This is a genomic window from Embleya sp. NPDC055664 (assembly GCF_053618075.1).
This window is the reverse complement of record NZ_JBSHGZ010000002.1, coordinates 244347-259796: the sequence shown is the minus strand read 5'-3', so window position 1 is coordinate 259796 and position 15450 is coordinate 244347. Positions and strand designations below refer to the sequence as shown.

Sequence of the window (15450 nt, the reverse complement as noted above, 5' to 3'; positions counted from 1 at the left end):
GTGTCGCCGGTCAGCAGATCCGAGGCAGTTGCTCCCCGATCGGCATGTCCAGTACCCGCGTTCCCCCCAGCCCGGTACGCGCCACCACCATCCCCGGGTGCGCCGTGACACACTCGCCGATCACCGCCGCCCCCGCACCCAGCGGATGCTCCCGCATCGCCGCGAGCACCGCGTCGGCATGCTCGCGGGGAACGAACGCGACCAACTTGCCCTCGTTGGCCACATACAGCGGATCGAGGCCCAGGATGGCGCACGCGTTGGCCACCTGGGGTGGCACCGGGACGTCGCGTTCGGCGATCTCCACCCCGACCCGGGCCGCCGCCGCGATCTCGTTGAGCACGGCCCCCAGACCGCCCCGAGTGGGATCGCGAAGCACGTGCAGGTCCGGGGTGACCGCGAGCATGGCCTCGACCAGACCGCCCAACGCGGCGCAGTCGCTGCGGATCTCGACATCGAACTCCAAGCCCTCGCGCACGCTCATCACGGCCACTCCGTGGACGCCCATGTCGCCGCTGACGATCACCACGTCCCCCGGGGTGGCGCGCTGCGGGCGCAGATCGACGCCGGCCGGGACCAGGCCGATCCCGGCGGTGTTGAGGTAGATGCCGTCCCCGTGTCCGGCCTCGACCACCTTGGTGTCGCCGGTGGCGATCTCGACGCCGGCGGCTCGGGCCGCGTCGCCGAGCGCTTGGGCGACCCGCGCGACGACCGCCGTCTCGACGCCCTCCTCCAGGATGAACCCCACGGACAGATAGGCCGCCTTGGCGCCGCTCATGGCCAGGTCGTTGACCGTCCCGTTGACCGCGAGACCGCCGATGTCGCCGCCGGGGAAGAACAGCGGTCGAACCACGAACGAGTCGGTGGAGAAAGCCAGCCGGGCCCCGCCGAGGGTAACCACCGCGGAGTCGGCGAGCGAGGCGAGCACGGGCCCGCCGAAGGCGGGGGCGAAGACGTGTTCGACGAGTTCGGCGGACAACGCGCCGCCGCCGCCGTGTCCGGTCACGATCCGCGGATGATCGCGCAACGGGGCCGGACAGGTCCACCCGGAGAAGTCCGGCGCGGAGGGCACGGCGGGTACGCGAGACCCCGCGACGAGAGCGAGGTCGGTGAGTTCAGCCAACGGGTGTCGCCTCCCGGGGCGCGGCGTCGGCGGCGTCGAGCCGACGGTAGAGGTAGTAGGCGGCGCACGCGCCCTCGCTGGAGACCATCGTCGCGCCGAGCGGATTGCGCGGGGTACACGTGGTGCCGAACGCCGCGCACTCGTTGGGCTTGAGCAGGCCCTGCAACACCTCGCCGCTGCGGCACTCGGCCGGTTCCAGGGTGTCGATCCCGGTCACCTCGAAGCGGTATTCGGCGTCGTAGTCGCGATAGCGCGAGGACAGCCGCCACCCGCTGTCCGGGATCACCCCGATGCCGCGCCAGGCCCGGTCGGTCACCTCGAACACGTCGGCCAGCATCGTCTTCGCGGCGGGATTGCCCTGCTCCCGCACCGCCCGGGCGTAGGCGTTGTCCACCGTGTGCTCGCCCCGCTCGAGTTGGTGGATCGTACGCCGGATGCCCTCCAAAATGTCCAACGGCTCGAACCCGGTGACCACGATCGGCACCCGATGCCGCTCGGCCAGTTCCGGGTACTCCTCCACACCCATCACGCTGCACACGTGCCCGGCCGCCAGGAAGCCCTGTACCCGGCAGTCGGGCGAATTCATGATCGCCTCGATCGCCGGCGGCACCCGCACGTGCGACACCAGCAGGCTGAAGTTGCGGATGCCCAGCCGCTTGGCCTGATACACCGTCATCGCGTTGGGTGGTGCGGTGGTCTCGAAGCCGATGCCGAAGAACACCACCTCCCGGTCGGGGTTGTCCCGGGCGATCGTGAGCGCGTCCAGCGGCGAGTAGACCACTCGCACGTCACCGCCCTCGCTGCGTACCCGGAACAGGTCGCGATCGGTGCCCGGCACCCGCAACATGTCGCCGAACGAGCAGAAGATCACCCCCGGGCGTGCCGCGATGGCCAGCGCCTTGTCGATCACCTCCAGCGGCGTCACGCACACCGGACAGCCGGGCCCATGGATCAACTCCACCTCGGTGGGCAGCAGTTGGTCGATGCCGTGCCGAATGATGGTGTGCGTCTGGCCGCCGCAGACCTCCATGATCGACCACGGCCGGGTCACCGTGGCCCGGATCTCGTCCAGCAGTCGTCGACCGATCTCCGGATTGCGGAACTCGTCCAGGTACTTCACCGCAGTGCCTCCTTCGACACATCACTGGGAATCGGGTCGGGGACGACCACGGGTTCCGGCCGGACGAACTCCCCGGACGCCGCGCCCGCCGCCTCCCAGGGATCGCCGAACTCCTCCTGGAGCAGCCCCATCTCGTCGAACAGGGCAAGCGTGCGCAGGGCCGACTCCTCGTCCAGCCGTTGCAGCGCGAAGCCCACGTGCACGATGGCGTACTCGCCGACCTTCAGGTCGGGTACGTACTCCAGGCACACGTCCTTGACCACGCCACCGAAGTCGACAAGGCCCATCCGGGCTCCGTCCCGTTCCTCGATCTTCGTCACTCTGCCGGGCACCGCCAGGCACATCGCTCTCTCCTCGTCGTGCGACAACGACCACGCTCGCGCGTCGTCGACTCATGGGTGATCGGGCGCACGCTCACGGGCGGCTCGACTCGCTCGGCGCCCGCCGACCGGCCCCGACCAACACCTGGCCCAGCGCCAGCCCGCCGTCGTTCGGCGGCACCAGGCGATGGCGCAGCACGGTGAAGTCCCGTTCGCACAGCGCCCGTCCGCAGGCGGAGGAAATGATCGCGTTGGCGAATACGCCGCCGGTGAGCGCGACCGGGGTCGGCCCGTACCGCTCCCGTGTGTGCTCGGCCACCGCGACCACCAGATCGACCACCGCGCGGTGAAAGCGCGCCGCGAGCAATTCCGGGTCGCGGCCGGCCCGCAGGTCGGCGATCGCCGCTGCGAACACCGGGCCCGGGTCGGCGATCAGGGGATCGGCCTCGCCGTCGCCCGGAAGCAGCGCGAACGTGTACCCGTGAACCGATCCGGGCCGCCGAACGGCCGCGCCCTCCAACTCGATCGCCGCTTGTGCCTCGTAGCCGGCCAGGTGGCAGACGCCGATCAGCGACGCGAACGCGTCGAAGAGCCGGCCCATGCTGGAGGTGGGCACACAGTTCAGGTCGCGTTCGAGTTGACGCGCCAACACCCGGCGTTCCTCGTCGGAACCGGCCCGCACACAGGGCAGATCCTCGGACCATTCGATCCCGGCGGCGTACAGATGAGCCAGCGCCATCCGGTACGGCCGGGCCACCGCGGCGTCGCCGCCGGCCAACGGCACGTAGCGCAGGTGCGCCACCCGATGGAAGTCGGCGTAGTCGGCGAGCAGGAACTCGCCGCCCCACACCGCGCCGTCGTCACCGTAGCCGGTCCCGTCGAAGGCCACGCCCAACACCGGTGCGGCGCCGTCCAGTTCGTGTTCGGCCATCGCGGCGGCGATGTGCGCGTGATGGTGTTGGACCAGCCGCACCGGCCGTTGGGCCGCGGCGCGCCGGGCCCACCCGGTGGAGCGATAGCCCGGATGGCGATCGGCGACCAGCACTTGCGGGCGCACGCCGGTGATCGCGCCCAGGTGTTCGATCGTGTGCTCGAAGGCATCTTGCGTGGCGAGGTCGTCCATGTCGCCGACGTGCCCGGACAGCCACGCCTCGCGGCCCTCGGCCAGCGCGAACGTGTTCTTCAGGTCCCCGCCCACGGCGAGCGTCGCGGGCACCTCCACCGGCAGCCGGATCGGCAGCGGCGCCCAGCCTCGCGAGCGCCGGACGAACAGTGGTTCGCCGTCCACCACCCGCACCACCGAATCGTCCAGCGGCACCCGGATGGGTCGGTCGTGGGTGAGCCAGCCGTCCGCGAGTGTCGCCAGCCGAGTCAGCGCTTCGTCGTCGTCGGTCACGATCGGCTCGCCGGCCGCGTTGCCGCTGGTGAGTACGAGCAGGCGTGGCCCGGCCCGGTCGTCGAGCAGCCCCAGGAGCAGGTGGTGCAGGGGTGTGTACGGCAACATGAAGCCCAGATCGGGGCAGCGCGGGGCGATCGCCTCCGACAGCGCGGCTCGGGCCGCGGGGCGCCGCCGCAGCAGCACGATCGGCCGGGCCGCGCCGGTGAGCAACTCCCTTTCCGCGTCCGTGATCGCGGCGTGCGGCTCGATCTCGGCGAGTGTGCGAGCCAGCAGGGCGAACGGTTTGTCGCCGCGCCCCTTGCGCTCGCGCAGCCGAAGCACCGCGTCCTCGTCGGCCGCGTCGCAGGCCAGGTGGTAGCCGCCGATGCCCTTGACCGCCAGGATCGCCCCTTGGGCGAGCATTCGCCGGGCCTCGTCCAGGGTGCCGAAGCCGATCGGGGCCCCGTCCGCGTCGACCAGGGACAGCCGGGGTCCACAGGCGTGGCACGCGATGGGTTGCGCGTGGAAGCGTCGGTCGCCGGGATCGGTGTACTCGCGGGCGCAGTCGGGGCACATCGGGAAGTCGGCCATCGTGGTGTGCGCGCGGTCGTAGGGCAGCGCGGTGACGATGGTGAAGCGCGGGCCGCAATCGGTGCAGGTGATGAACGGGTGCAGGTGACGGCGGTCGGCGGGGTCCTCGAGTTCGGCCAGGCAACGAGCGCACGTGGCGACATCCGGCGGAATCCGGGTGCGGTGCGCGGCGCCCGGCTCGGGCGGCACGGAAGCCACGATCGTGAATCCGGTGTCGCCGCCGATCGCGAGTTCCTCGTGGGTGATCGACTCGACCGAGGCCAGCGCGGGTGCCTCGGTGTCGATCCGCCGGCAGAACGCGGCCACCTCGGCCGGCCCGCCCTCGATCTCGACGAGCACGCCGGCACCGGTGTTGGTGACGTGTCCGGCCAGACCCAGCTCGGTGGCCAGCGTGTAGACGAACGGCCGAAAGCCCACGCCCTGTACGGTGCCGCGCACGAAGATCCGACGCCGCTGCGCGACTCGGGTCGGCCCGGCGGCGGTCAAGACGGCTCCCGCGCCGGAACCGGCCGCGGGTCGATCTCGTGCGTGTGTGCGTGCCCGTGCTCATGCCCGGGTTCACGTCCGTGCCGGTACCCGGGGCCGTTCCCGGTCCCCGGCCCGGTGTCGGGCGATCCGTGCGCGTGTGTAGGTCCGTCCGCCGCGTGCCGTGCCATGACCGGCGTGTGCACCGCCCCGCCGTCGAGCACCGCGACCGCGCGCGTCAACAGGTCGCCGACACCTTGACCGGTCCTGGTCGAGGTGAGCAGCACCTCGACCCCGGGATTCACCCGTCGGACGTTGGCCAGGAAGGCGTGTTCGTCGAATTCGACCGCCTCGGCGAGGTCGATCTTGGTCACCACCACCAGGTTCGCCAGACCGAACGCGGACGGATACTTGAGCGGCTTGTCCTCCCCCTCGGTCACCGAAGCGAGCGCGACCCGCAGGCTCTCGCCCAGGTCGTAGGAGGCCGGGCAGACCAGATTGCCGACGTTCTCCACGAACAGCACGCGAGTCTTCGCCGGCAGCCAGCCCGTGAGTTGTCGACGCAACTGCGCGGCCTCCAGGTGGCACAGCCCGTCGGTGAGAATCTGCTTGACCGGTGCCCCGGACCGGGCCAACCGCGTCGCGTCGTTGTCGGTGGCCAGGTCCGCGGTCAACGCCGCGACCGGCACCGCGCGTTCGCCGGCCAGGCGCAACTCCGCCTCCAGCAGGGCGGTCTTGCCGCTGCCGGGGCTGGACAGCAGGTTGACGGCGATCACCCCGCGTGCGGCCAGTTCGGCGCGCAGGTCGTTCGCCCCGCGATCGTTGTGGGCGAGCACCGCCTGCCGCAACTCGTCGACTCGGCACATGTTAAGTCAACCCTCCTGGGTGGCCTGGGCATATCCGACGGCCTGGACCGGATCCGCCCAGCACACGTCGACGATCTGCAATTCGCGCCCGCACAGCAGTTCGGTGCTCGCGCCCGCGCATTCGGGGCAGCACAGGTCGGGTGGCACGCCCACCGCCCACTCGACGGCGCACACGCCGCAGCGGGCCCGGCCCGGGACGCCTTCGACCACCAACTCCGCGTCGCGCAGCACCGTCTCGGCGCGCGCGACCTCGAACGCGAAGGCCAGCGCGTCGGGAACCACCCCGGCCAGTTCGCCGACCCGCAGCCGAACGGTCAGCGCGGCCCGCTCCCCGGTTCGCGCGGCGACCGCCTCGACCTGCTCGATGACGGCCAACGCAATCGACATCTCGTGCATCGACCCTCTCCCGGGCTCGACGATCCACCGCCGCCGGCTCACCGAGTCGACGGGCCCGCGCTCCATTACAGGCCCCGACGGCGCCGCGCACGGGCACCCACGCCGTGTCCGACGCCGCACGTACGCCGTTCGCCGCAGTGCGGGGCTCCGTCGAGGGGACGCCTCGCGGGGCGGGCTACATGGCTCGCATCCGCAGATAGCGTCGAATGTCCGCCCGGTTCGCGAACGCGACAAGCCCGAACAGGGCCACTGCGCCGATCAGAATCCTTCGCACGTCGGCACCTCTCCAGACTCGAGACCGCGCACCGCGTCCGCGGCGGCGGGTCGGACATCGACCGCGTCCGGCGCGTCCGGCGCACCGGTCGGTGATTCGATGGGCTCCTGCCGGCGCAGCACCCGCAGGATCAGCGCGACCGCCTCGTCCACGGCCGCCGCGACCGGTGGGCTGAGCCCCACCCGCTCGTCCAGGTCGGCCGGTTCGCAGCCGACGACCAGCACCCGGCGAGGCGGGATGCCGCCGGTACCCGCGCTCAGCGTGCCCAGCAGCGCGAGGACCGCGTCAGGCCCCATGCGATGGCCGTCCACGAGCGCCGTACCGGTCTCGACCGAGCCCGGCACGGCGGCCTCGATCAGGTACACGGTGCCCGGTTCGCCGCCACGCGCGGTGGCGTCCACCAGGATCAACGTGTCGTAGCCCTCCAGGAGTTGGTAGGCCAGATGCACGCCGCGCACGCCGAAGTCGACCACCTCGGCACCATCCGGCAACGGGTGCCCGGTCAGCCTGGCGACGGTCTCCACCCCGAAGCCGTCGTCACCGAGAAAGATGTTGCCGACTCCGGCGACGAGCACCCGCTCGACGCCCTCGGCCGGCGGACCGTGACCGATCACGTGTCCTCCAGGACCGTGAGTTCATCCGGTTGGAAATACAGGAACCGGCCCTGGGCCCGCCGGATGTCGGCGCCGGGGTCGCCGTCCACGGTCACCGCGAGGTGCACCGCGCCGTCGACGTCGTGCAGCACCGCCTCGACCAGGGCGTCCCGACCGTGCAGGAACAGGTCCTGGGCGTCGGTACGGCGCGGCCCCGGCCGCAGCCGAACCCGACTGCCGGGACCGATCGAACGCCCGTCGACCGGCACCCGATCCGAGGCGGGATCGAATCCGGCGTCACTTGCCGGGTCCCACCAGGGCCGGTCGGTTCCCGACGTGCCCGGATCGGATGTGCCCGGTTCGATCAGGGTCGTCGGCCCGGCCGACCCGGTGCTCTCACGCAGCGCTCGCACCGTGCCGTGCAACCGGTCCCACACCTCCGGGGGAAGCGAGTCGACCAGGTCCACGGCGGCGCCCGCGCGGGCGTCGGTGCCGCGTGCCTCGCGCTTCTCCCGCTCGGTCAGGGCCGAGGTGCGCAGCGCGAGGATCTCGTCGATCTCGGTCGCGTCGTAGAGCGCGCCGGGGCTTTCCGGGGCCACCCGCGGGTGATCCTCCAGGATGATCGGCGAGGACAACATCACGTCGTCCCGCTCTCCGGCCAGCACCGGCCAGGTCCGTAGGTTCGCACACGTCGCGACGGCGGCCCGGGCCCATTCGGGCGGGTCGGTCACGGACAGGAACGAGCCGTTGTCCAGGCCGAGCAGCACATGTGCCGACACCAGCGCATACGGCAGCGCGGCGTCCCGGTCGGCACCCGCGTCGGGCGTCCACCCACTGGTGTTGGCCACCTCGACGGTCAGCTTGAGTGTGCGGTACGGGCCGGGCACTTCGGTGGTGCGCACCCGGATCTCCCCCTCGACCCGTGCCCGTCGGCGGACCAGTCGCCCGCACACGCGGCCGTCGAGTTCGACCGTCTCGGTCTCCTCGCGCTCGGCCCGATCGAACGGCAGGACCAACCCGTCCCCTGCCGACGCCGCGACCGGCAGCACCAGTTCGACCCGCTCCTCGACGCCCTCGTCCCATGGGACAAGCACCCGATCAGGCAGCTCCAGCGCCTCGGCCGCCGCGAACTCGCCGTCGGCGCCGACCTGTTCCACCGTGCGCCGCTGGGCGTGCAGGAAGCGCAGCTCGATCGAGAGGTTCGCCTGCGCGCGAGGCTCGATCAAACACTCGGTGCGCTGGTCGTGATGTTCGCCGCTGCCCTGCCCCCAGGCGGGCGGCACCAGCACGCCGAACTGCCAGCGCATCCGGTTCTTGGCGGCCGAGGCCCGGTACGGGTACAGCACATAGCCCTCGAAGAGCACGGCGTCGGCGATCTGTCGCGCGACGGCGAACCGCTCCTGGATCGCGGGCTCGAACAGCGTCATCGTTCGGTCCCCTCGGTGAGGCGGCTGCGGTCCGAGGCGCCGGGGCGATCACGGCGAACACCGAAGGCCCGCACGGGCGCGGTGTCCGGCTCCGCGCTCGCCAGCAGCGCCCGCATCGTGGCCTCCCAGGAGGGCAACGCGTGCCGGGCCCGGTAGGCGAGCAGCGCGTCCATCTCCTCGCGCGGTAGCCGCAACCAGCCGCAACCGGGGAAGTGCTGCTCGACCATTTCCCGCCATACGGTGACCGGCATGCGATAGGCGGTCTCCTTGTGCCAGGGCACCGGTTCCACCCGGAAGCCACCCGCGCCGGTGAACGCGGTCCCGGAGAAGAGCATCAGCAGCGGCACCTCTCCCTCGTCCAGCGCGTGGAAGTAGCGGGACGAGGCGATGTCCATGTCGTAGGTACACGGCACCGCCAGATCCACCTCGGTCTCCGCGGTGAAGCCCGGCACGTTCGACGCCACCTGGGCGAACTCGATCGGGTGGAGCGTGCCGCCCCAGCGGGAACGTTCGCCGAACAGCACGCCCAGCCGGGCGCCCTCGACCGTCCCGTAGCGACGCCGGGCGGGCTCGATCCGCATCTGGACACGCAACGCGAGCGCGTGCACCCGGGACCGCTCGGCGGCGGTGATCCGCAGCCGAAAGACCAGCGTGGGGCCCGCCGCGTACCCGTCCGCGCGCACGCCGACGCAGGAGAAGTCCAGCTCGGTCACGGTGCTTCGTCCCCTCCGGGTACCCGCGCGCGCGAACGGACGTCGGCGAGGAACGCGGCCAGGTCTTCACGGGCCTCGGCGCCGCCGTCGAAGCCCCGCCACCGCAGGCGCATCCGGCCGACCAGCTCGTAGCAGACGTCGATCGGGACCAGGAAGCACTCGCTCGACCCGTCGGTGCGGCGCAACAACAGCGCTTCGACGTCGGGACGCAGCAGCTCGGCGAGCCGGCTCTCGCCGAGCACCGCCTGCCACAGCTGTGGGTCCAGATCGCTCTCGGTGGCGCCGGCCGGGCTCGGGTAGAGCGCGATCAGCCGGTCGAGCGCGGCGTTGCGCAGGAAGAACGCCAGGCCGACCGGGATCTGCAGGGCGTCCCAGGCGGCTTCGTCCAGGCTGTGCCCGGGGTCGGCGAGGTAGCGCTCGGGCACCGCCCGGTAGCGACCGCCGGCCGCGCCGCGCCGCTCGAAGAGCATGGCGCAGCCCCGGCACGCGCAGGCCAGGACCCGCGCGTCGGTGTCCACGAGGTGGCGGTGTCCGGCACCGACCTCCTGGGCGCACAGCTCGCAGCGTTCCGGGCGCGGCCCGGTCGGGAGGCGGAATCGGCGCAGCCCTCCCGCCGGTCGAGCGGTCGTCGGGAACGGCGCGTTCACCGTGTGGCCCGGGCCGGATCGGCCGGTCGGGTGCCGATCTGAAGCAGCACGGGTTCGGGCGACACGGCCGGGGCGTCCTCGATCTCGATCCGTTCGACCTCGGGTGCGTAGCCGGCCAGGAGCCCTTCCACACCCTCGGGTGAGCCTGCGGCGTTCCCACTCGCGCTCGCGCATCCGCATCCGCCGCTCGTGGCGGTGATCCGCAGTCGCAGGGTCCGGCTGTGCTCGTCGTAGTCGAGGAACTCGGCTCGGTGTTCGGGGTGCGCCGCGAGGCCTCGCGTGACCCGCGTCGGCACGTCGTCGGGGTGCAGGTCGTGCAGGACGAGCAGACCGGTGACCAGTTCGTCGTCGAGCACGGCGCGTCGATCCGCGCCGGCGTCGCGCAGCAGCGCGGCCAGCCGGGCCAGGCCGGTGCCGTAGAAGTCCATCAGGGCGCGGACCAGTTCCTCGGCACCGACGCGCACATTCGGGTCGGCGCTGTCGCCGAGACGGGTCAGGATCTCCTCGACCCGCAGTCCGGTCTGTTCGGCGTTCATCCGCTCAGTCCGCTCAGCCCGGTGGGCACATGCAGCTTCTGCAGGGTCTTGCCGTCGCCGAGATACATGTGAACACCGCACGGCAGACAGGGGTCGAAGCTGCGCACGGCTCGCATGATGTCGATGCCCTTGAAGTTCTCCGGGGGGTTCTCCTCGAAGATCGGCGTGTTCTGCACCGCGTCCTCGTACGGGCCGGGGGTGCCGAGGGTGTCGCGAACGCTGGCGTTCCACGGGGTCGGCGGGTACGGGTGGTAGTTGGCGATCTTTCCGTCCCGGATCACCATGTGGTGCGAGAGCACGCCGCGCACGGCCTCGGTGAAGCCGACGCCGACCGCCTGCTCGGGCACCTCGAACTTCTCCCACGTCTTGGTCCGGCCCGAGCGCACCTCGTCGAGTGCCTTCTCCGCGAAGTACACCGCCATGGCGGCCATGTACGCCTGGAAGTAGGTGCGCGCGCGGTTGCGCTCCAGGGCGTTGCTCCACTGCGGGATCTTCCACTCGAAGGTGGTTTCGGGTTTGGTCATCGACTTGGGCAGGTTGATCACCACGCTGTGCCCGGTGGCCTTGACGAAGCCGGTGTCGACCAGTCCGTTGAGCGCGGTGGACCACAGTCGGGCAAGCGGGCCGCCGCCGGTGTCCAGGGCGAGGTAGTCGGTGCCGTCGAACCAGCGCGGCGACATGACCCAGCTGTACTTGCCGTCGAAGTCCCGCTTCTGTGGGGCGGGGATGGTGTGTTGGTTCCACGGGTGGCGCGGGTCGACCGGGTTGCCCAGCGGGTCGTGCGTGACGAACGGCTCCCGGCCCTCCCAGTCCTGGTAGTAGGAGCTGCCGAGCAGGATTCGGATGCCCAGGTTGATCTCGGTCAGATCGTTGGTGATCAGCTTGCCGTCGACCACGACGCCGGGGCTGACGTACATGCGCCGGCCCCAGTCGGTCATGTTCCGGTAGGTGAAGTCGCAGTGGTCGGGGTCGTTGAGCGCGCCCCAGCATCCGAGCAACACCCGCCGCCGTCCGACCTCTTCGTAGCCGGGCAGGGCGGTGTAGAAGAAGTCGAAGAGGTCGTCGTGCAGCGGAACGACGCGCTTCATGAACTCGACGTAGCGCATCAGTCGGGAGAGGTAGTCGGTGAACAACTGCACCGAGGCGACGGTGCCCACGCCGCCCGGGTAGAGCGTGGAGGGGTGTACGTGCCGGCCCTCCATCAGGCAGAACATCTCCCGGGTGTAGCGGCTGACCGCCAGCGCCTCGCGGTAGAACTCGCCCTCGATGGGGTTGAGCGAGCGCATGATGTCGGCGATGGTGCGGTAGCCGTGTTCGGCGGCGTGCGGCGCCTCGGTGCGTTCGGCCATGTCCAGTACGCCGGGGTTGGTCTCACGGACCATACGCTCGCAGTAGTCCACCCCGACCAGGTTCTCCTGGAAGATGTTGTGGTCGAACATGTACTCGGCGGCCTCGCCGAGGTTGATGATCCACTCGGCCAGGTGCGGCGGCTTGACGCCGTAGGCCATGTTCTGCGCGTAAACCGAGCAGGTGGCGTGGTTGTCGCCGCAGATGCCGCAGATCCGGCTGGTGATGAAGTGCGCGTCGCGCGGGTCCTTGCCCTGCATGAACACGCTGTAGCCGCGGAAGACCGACGAGGTGCTGTAGCACTCGGCGACCTGCTTCCGCTTGAAGTCGATCTTGGTGTGGATACCCAGGCTGCCGACGATCCGGGTGATCGGGTCCCAGGACATCTCGGTCAGGCCGCTGCCGTCACCGGCCGTCTTGGTCGAGGGTGCCATCGTGTGTTGTGCCCTTCTGCGGTGAGGACTGCGGCACGCTTGGGGCCGGCCGCGGGATCGGGGACTACGCGAAGGCGATCCGCTCACCAGGGCGGGCGGTAGCCGGTGGTCAGCGCGCGCCCGCTGTGGCGCCACTTGGGTTCCCTGTCCACGGTCTTCGCGGTGATCGAGCGCAGCTTGCGGATCACCACGCCGTACGCACCGCTGGTGGTCGAGGAGATCTTGCCGCCGGGCGGTTCGTCCATGAACGGCATGAACTTGTCCGGGAAGCCCGGCATCGTGCACGCGATGCAGATTCCGCCGACGTTCGGGCAACCGCCGACGCCGTTGATCCAGCCGCGCTTGGGCACGTTGCACTTGACGACCGGGCCCCAGCAGCCGAGCTTCACCAGGCACAGCGGCGAGCCGTACTCGTGGGCGAACTGACCCTGCTCGTAGTAGCCACCGCGGTCGCAGCCCTCGTGCACGGTGGCGCCGAACAGCCAGGTCGGGCGCAGCTTGTCGTCCAGTGGGATCATCGGCGCGGACCCGGCGAGTTGGTAGAGCAGGTAGGTCAGCGTCTCGGCGAAGTTGTCCGGCTGGATCGGGCACCCGGGCACACACACGATCGGCAGACCCGCCTTGGACTTCCAGTCCCAGCCCAGGTAGTCGGGAACGCCCATCGCACCGGTGGGGTTGCCGGCCATCGCGTGGATTCCGCCGTACGTGGCGCAGGTGCCGATCGCCACGACGCCGGTGGCCTTGGGCGCGAGCCGGTCCAGCCATTCGCTGGTGGTGATCGGCTGGCCGGTGGCCGGATCGTCGCCGAACCCGCTCCAGTATCCCTCGGTCTTGATCGACTCGTTCGGGATGGATCCCTCGACCACCAGCACGAACGGGTCGAGTTCGCCCCGTTCGGCCTTGAAGAACCACTCGATGAAGGTGTCCGCGCCCTGGACCGGTCCGCACTCGAAGTCGATCAGCGGCCAGTGCACGGCGATCGGCGGCAATCCGGGCAGCGCGCCGGTGACGATCTCCTCGATCGACGGTTGCATCGCGGCGGTCAGCGCCACGGAGTCGCCGTCGCAGCTGAGGCCGGCGTTGATCCAGAGGATATGGATCGGGGACGGTTCCTCGACCGGCGTGGCGGCGGTCGAGTGCCCTGTGGGGTTTTCGGACGTGGCGCGCATGAGGACACCTCCTCAAAGGTTACTTGTCCGATATAACGGACTCTCGGATCTTCCTATCAGTCCGACACGCAACGCGCCTCACATCCGGTCCGTTCGGACGAGTCGCGCCGCGTCCGCCCCGCGACGGCGCCGATCCGGAGAGGGCCGATGGGTGCGGGCGTGATCCGATGGAGATCCGGGCGTGTTCGGCGATGCGGTTGGTCGTGCCGGCGGCGTAGCCGTTCTCGACGATCACGGGGAGCCGTCACGCCCGGCGAGAATGCCGTGCGAGGCCCTGGGCGTTCCGGGGTGCACGTTCCATATACGACGCTCTATACAGGACACGATGCCAATAGGGCAAAGCAGCCATTTTCCTGCAAATATCGTCTTTCGAACGTCACGCGAACCGGTTCACCGCGACTCTCCCAAACGAGAATGGTCCAGACCATTGCCCAGGGGGATCCGGTCCTTCTACCTTGAGGGCGTACGTCCCCGGCACATCATGCTCGGACACCGTGCGACGTCCCCGTCACCGCTCCTGTCGGTGCCCGAGCGGTTCGATCGTCTCCGCATGTCTTCATCCACGAGGAGAGCTCCATGCGCAAGAGGACCATCGTGTCGACCGTGTCGACGCTGGCGGCATCCGCTGTCGCCGCCCCGCTGATGCTGGCGAGTCCCGCCGCGTCCCACGGGTTCGTCACCGGCCCGGCCAGCCGCTCCGCGCTGTGCGGAAACGGCACGGTCAGGAACTGCGGCCAGATCCAGTGGGAGCCGATGAGCGTCGAGGGCCCCAAGGGTTACCCGTCGCGTGGCCCGGCCGACGGCAAGCTGTGCGCCGGCGCCGACGGTCGCTGGTCTCCGCTCGACGACCCGCGCGGCGGCAACTGGCCTGCCACGACCGTGACTTCGGGCGCTTCCACAACCTTCAACTGGAAGATCACGGCGCGCCACTCGACCAGTTCCTTCCGGTACTACATCACCAAGCCGAGTTGGGACCCCACCACACCCATCACCCGCGCTCAGCTGGAGAGCACGCCGTTCCTGACGGTGCCCTACCAGGGTGCGCTGCCGGCCGCACTCACCTCGCACACCGGCACGCTGCCGGCCGGACGCACCGGCCGCGCGGTGGTCTTCGCCGTCTGGGACGTGGCGGACACCAACAACGCGTTCTACTCGTGCTCGGACGTCAAGTTCTGACGTCGGCGTGACCACGGGTCCGGCGGCGCGACCCAGGGGCACGCCGCCGGATCCATGCGGCTCGCTCGGGCCGGCCCGATCGTCGTAGATCCCGGCGAGTTTTCCCTCTGCGGTGGGGACCGTCGTGCGGGTGCCGATGGGCCGCGGGCGTCGGTGGTGCCGATGATGCGGCCGAGGAAGTCGTAGGTGTACGTCCGGGTGTCGCCGCCCGTGTCGGTGACCGACTTCAGCTCCTCGCGCGGGTTGCAACGGCGTTGGTCTATTGGATCCGCAGGCTTTTGGTGATCATGGCGATCTCGTCCCGTCGTGCGGGCGAGCTCGCGCTGTCCGTGAAGAGAACGGCGTCGCCGCCGGTGTCGATGAAGGTGACGCGGGTGCGCAGGGGCGGCCGATCGGTGCCCGGGAGGACGCACTCGCCCTCGGAGTACCAGGCGTCGTGGCCGTCGACCCGGGTGGCCTCGGTGTCCGCGAGGAATCTGCCCTGGTACTCGTCCGGGCAGACGATGATGTTGGTGAAGGTCTTGGCCGTGTTCCGAGTGCCGCCGAACGCCGGGAGTACTTCCCTGCCGATCGTGCCCACATGGACGTACGCCGCGTCGGCGGGCCTGCCCGTGCCGTCCGATGGTTGCCACTGCCTGCCCACTCTCGCGCCGGAGGTCAGCACGCCCGCGGGGTTCTCGGTCATGACCGTCCATCCGGGGGGCAGTACGTAACTCAACCGCGCCTTCGTGTCGTTCACCCTGGCGCCCGTTGTATCGCCGCCGCTCGAGGCGTCGCCGTCCGGCCGCGCCCCCTCGCCCGTACCGGTCGGCGCCGGCGACACCTCGCCCGCGCCGCCCGGCGCTGCGGCATCCCGTGCTCCCGCGTCCGCGCGCCCA

General features: G+C 70.6%; 16 protein-coding genes and 1 pseudogene. 1 reads left to right on the top strand and 16 read right to left on the bottom strand.

Going from position 1 to position 15450, the window contains the following annotated elements; all coding sequences use genetic code 11:
* Positions 1 to 10: 10 nt before the first annotated feature.
* The 15 genes and pseudogenes from hypE to ACWGR4_RS04215 form a co-directional block, all read right to left on the bottom strand.
* A complete protein-coding gene (hypE, locus tag ACWGR4_RS04285) occupies positions 11 to 1120 on the bottom strand; it encodes a hydrogenase expression/formation protein HypE (protein ID WP_452128055.1) in 1110 nt (369 codons plus the stop codon).
* Positions 1113 to 2240: a hydrogenase formation protein HypD gene (gene hypD, locus ACWGR4_RS04280; RefSeq protein WP_380005835.1), complete on the bottom strand. Its 1128-nt coding sequence runs from the start codon at positions 2238 to 2240 to the stop codon at positions 1113 to 1115. Before hypD ends, hypE begins: the two co-directional genes overlap by 8 nt.
* Positions 2237 to 2584: a HypC/HybG/HupF family hydrogenase formation chaperone gene (locus ACWGR4_RS04275; RefSeq protein WP_452128056.1), complete on the bottom strand. Its 348-nt coding sequence runs from the start codon at positions 2582 to 2584 to the stop codon at positions 2237 to 2239. The genes hypD and ACWGR4_RS04275 overlap by 4 nt, the downstream gene beginning before the upstream one ends.
* A gap of 70 nt (positions 2585 to 2654) precedes the next feature.
* Positions 2655 to 5015, bottom strand: coding sequence for a carbamoyltransferase HypF (gene hypF / locus ACWGR4_RS04270; protein WP_380005837.1), 2361 nt, complete (start codon positions 5013 to 5015; stop codon positions 2655 to 2657).
* Entirely contained in the window at positions 5012 to 5860 is an 849-nt protein-coding gene (hypB, locus tag ACWGR4_RS04265; RefSeq protein ID WP_452128057.1) for a hydrogenase nickel incorporation protein HypB, read from the bottom strand. The genes hypF and hypB overlap by 4 nt, the downstream gene beginning before the upstream one ends.
* Before the next feature lie 6 nt (positions 5861 to 5866).
* Positions 5867 to 6256, bottom strand: coding sequence for a hydrogenase maturation nickel metallochaperone HypA/HybF (locus ACWGR4_RS04260; protein ID WP_452128058.1), 390 nt, complete (start codon positions 6254 to 6256; stop codon positions 5867 to 5869).
* A 175-nt stretch (positions 6257 to 6431) separates the two neighbouring features.
* On the bottom strand, positions 6432 to 6506 hold the full coding sequence (locus ACWGR4_RS04255) for a DUF6893 family small protein (RefSeq protein ID WP_452134179.1): 75 nt from the start codon (positions 6504 to 6506) through the stop codon (positions 6432 to 6434).
* A gap of 8 nt (positions 6507 to 6514) precedes the next feature.
* The gene (locus ACWGR4_RS04250; protein ID WP_380005845.1) at positions 6515 to 7144 is read right to left on the bottom strand and encodes a hydrogenase maturation protease; all 630 of its coding nucleotides are present in this window, start codon (positions 7142 to 7144) and stop codon (positions 6515 to 6517) included.
* On the bottom strand, positions 7141 to 8550 hold the full coding sequence (locus ACWGR4_RS04245) for a hypothetical protein (protein ID WP_452128059.1): 1410 nt from the start codon (positions 8548 to 8550) through the stop codon (positions 7141 to 7143). The genes ACWGR4_RS04250 and ACWGR4_RS04245 overlap by 4 nt, the downstream gene beginning before the upstream one ends.
* Positions 8547 to 9263 (bottom strand): DUF6084 family protein, encoded by a 717-nt coding sequence (locus ACWGR4_RS04240; protein ID WP_452128060.1) that lies wholly within the window; start codon positions 9261 to 9263, stop codon positions 8547 to 8549. The genes ACWGR4_RS04245 and ACWGR4_RS04240 overlap by 4 nt, the downstream gene beginning before the upstream one ends.
* Positions 9260 to 9910 carry a DUF5947 family protein gene (locus ACWGR4_RS04235; protein ID WP_380005851.1) on the bottom strand — a complete coding sequence of 217 codons (651 nt, stop codon included), beginning with the start codon at positions 9908 to 9910 and terminating at the stop codon, positions 9260 to 9262. Before ACWGR4_RS04235 ends, ACWGR4_RS04240 begins: the two co-directional genes overlap by 4 nt.
* A complete protein-coding gene (locus tag ACWGR4_RS04230; protein WP_452128061.1) occupies positions 9907 to 10446 on the bottom strand; it encodes a hypothetical protein in 540 nt (179 codons plus the stop codon). Before ACWGR4_RS04230 ends, ACWGR4_RS04235 begins: the two co-directional genes overlap by 4 nt.
* Entirely contained in the window at positions 10443 to 12227 is a 1785-nt protein-coding gene (locus ACWGR4_RS04225) for a nickel-dependent hydrogenase large subunit (protein WP_380005855.1), read from the bottom strand. Before ACWGR4_RS04225 ends, ACWGR4_RS04230 begins: the two co-directional genes overlap by 4 nt.
* 83 nt (positions 12228 to 12310) lie before the next feature.
* Positions 12311 to 13396, bottom strand: coding sequence for an NADH-quinone oxidoreductase subunit B family protein (locus tag ACWGR4_RS04220; protein WP_452128062.1), 1086 nt, complete (start codon positions 13394 to 13396; stop codon positions 12311 to 12313).
* A gap of 160 nt (positions 13397 to 13556) precedes the next feature.
* A pseudogene (locus tag ACWGR4_RS04215) lies at positions 13557 to 13631 on the bottom strand (TetR/AcrR family transcriptional regulator); the annotation flags it as partial.
* Positions 13632 to 13972: 341 nt separating this feature from the next.
* On the opposite strand from ACWGR4_RS04215, the gene ACWGR4_RS04210 reads away from it, so the two are divergent.
* A complete protein-coding gene (locus tag ACWGR4_RS04210) occupies positions 13973 to 14572 on the top strand; it encodes a lytic polysaccharide monooxygenase auxiliary activity family 9 protein (protein WP_380005859.1) in 600 nt (199 codons plus the stop codon).
* 259 nt (positions 14573 to 14831) lie between these two features.
* Here the strand turns inward: ACWGR4_RS04210 and ACWGR4_RS04205 are convergent, their stop codons facing one another.
* Positions 14832 to 15311 (bottom strand): hypothetical protein, encoded by a 480-nt coding sequence (locus ACWGR4_RS04205; protein WP_452128063.1) that lies wholly within the window; start codon positions 15309 to 15311, stop codon positions 14832 to 14834.
* Positions 15312 to 15450 lie beyond the last annotated feature (139 nt).